The following is a 1,752-nucleotide window of genomic DNA, read 5'->3' as shown; positions in this document are numbered from 1 at the left end:
TCGGCGGCGTCCTACTCTCCCACACCCTCACGAGTGCAGTACCATCGGCGCTGGAAGGCTTAACTACCGGGTTCGGAATGGGACCGGGTGTTCCCCAACCGCTATGACCACCGAAACACTATGAAATTACCAACCCGTAGGCACCCCACCCAGACAAACCCTCGTCTGGACCGGGTGGTCCGGTTCGGTTCTTTCAGAACCGCACAGTGGATGCGTAGCACCTTCATAACAAGTCCTCGGCCTATTAGTACCGGTCAACTCCAGCCGTTACCGACCTTCCATCTCCGGCCTATCAACCCAATAGTCTCTTGGGGGCCTTAACCCACAAAGGGTGGGATACCTCATCTAGGAACAGGCTTCCCGCTTAGATGCTTTCAGCGGTTATCCCTTCCGAACGTAGCCAACCAGCAATGCCCTTGGCAGGACAACTGGCACACCAGAGGTCCGTCCGTCCCGGTCCTCTCGTACTAGGGACAGCCTTCCGCAAGTATCCTACGCGCGCGGCGGATAGGGACCGAACTGTCTCACGACGTTCTAAACCCAGCTCGCGTACCGCTTTAATGGGCGAACAGCCCAACCCTTGGGACCTACTCCAGCCCCAGGATGCGACGAGCCGACATCGAGGTGCCAAACCATGCCGTCGATATGGACTCTTGGGCAAGATCAGCCTGTTATCCCCGGGGTACCTTTTATCCGTTGAGCGACCACGCTTCCACAAGCCATGGCCGGATCACTAGTTCCGACTTTCGTCCCTGCTCGACCCGTCGGTCTCACAGTCAAGCCCCCTTGTGCACTTGCACTCGACACCTGATTGCCAACCAGGCTGAGGGAACCTTTGAGCGCCTCCGTTACCCTTTGGGAGGCAACCGCCCCAGTTAAACTACCCACCAGGCACTGTCCCTGATCCGGATCACGGACCGAGGTTAGACATCCAGTACGACCAGAGTGGTATTTCAACGACGACTCCACCGGCACTGGCGTGCCCGCTTCACAGTCTCCCACCTATCCTACACAAGCCGAACCGAACACCAATACCAAGCTATAGTAAAGGTCCCGGGGTCTTTCCGTCCTGCCGCGCGTAACGAGCATCTTTACTCGTAATGCAATTTCGCCGGGCCTGTGGTTGAGACAGTCGAGAAGTCGTTACGCCATTCGTGCAGGTCGGAACTTACCCGACAAGGAATTTCGCTACCTTAGGATGGTTATAGTTACCACCGCCGTTTACTGGCGCTTAAGTTCTCAGCTTCGCCCCGAAGAGCTAACCGGTCCCCTTAACGTTCCAGCACCGGGCAGGCGTCAGTCCGTATACATCGTCTTGCGACTTCGCACGGACCTGTGTTTTTAGTAAACAGTCGCTTCTCGCTGGTCTCTGCGGCCGAAAAATCCTAGCCCGCAAGGGGCTTCAAATCCCTCGGCCCCCCTTCTCCCGAAGTTACGGGGGCATTTTGCCGAGTTCCTTAACCACAGTTCGCCCGATCGCCTCGGTATTCTCTACCTGACCACCTGTGTCGGTTTGGGGTACGGGCCGCATGAACACTCACTAGAGGCTTTTCTCGGCAGCATGGGATCACCCTACTTCGCCTCAATCGGCTATGCATCACGTCTCAGCCTCAATGACGTGCGGATTTGCCTACACGTCGGCCTACACGCTTACACCAGTACTACCACTCACTGGCGGAGCTACCCTCCTGCGTCACCCCATCGCTTGACTACTACAAGTTCAGGCCCCGCGCTCCACAACCACGGACGTCC

Annotated in this window: 2 rRNA genes (1 of these 2 running past the window's edge); both read right to left on the bottom strand. The window is 57.2% G+C overall.

The features are described from left to right. Positions 1-115 (bottom strand): 5S ribosomal RNA (gene rrf, locus ACFXGA_RS39575); the annotation flags it as partial. A gap of 109 nt (positions 116-224) precedes the next feature. Continuing rightward, positions 225-1,752, bottom strand: a 23S ribosomal RNA gene (locus ACFXGA_RS39570); it runs 1,647 nt beyond the window's last position.

It is taken from the genome of Actinosynnema sp. NPDC059335, from assembly GCF_042752395.1.
Taxonomy (GTDB): domain Bacteria; phylum Actinomycetota; class Actinomycetes; order Mycobacteriales; family Pseudonocardiaceae; genus Actinosynnema.
The sequence above is the reverse complement of the archived record's forward strand: the minus strand, read 5'-3'. Positions and strand labels throughout refer to the sequence as shown.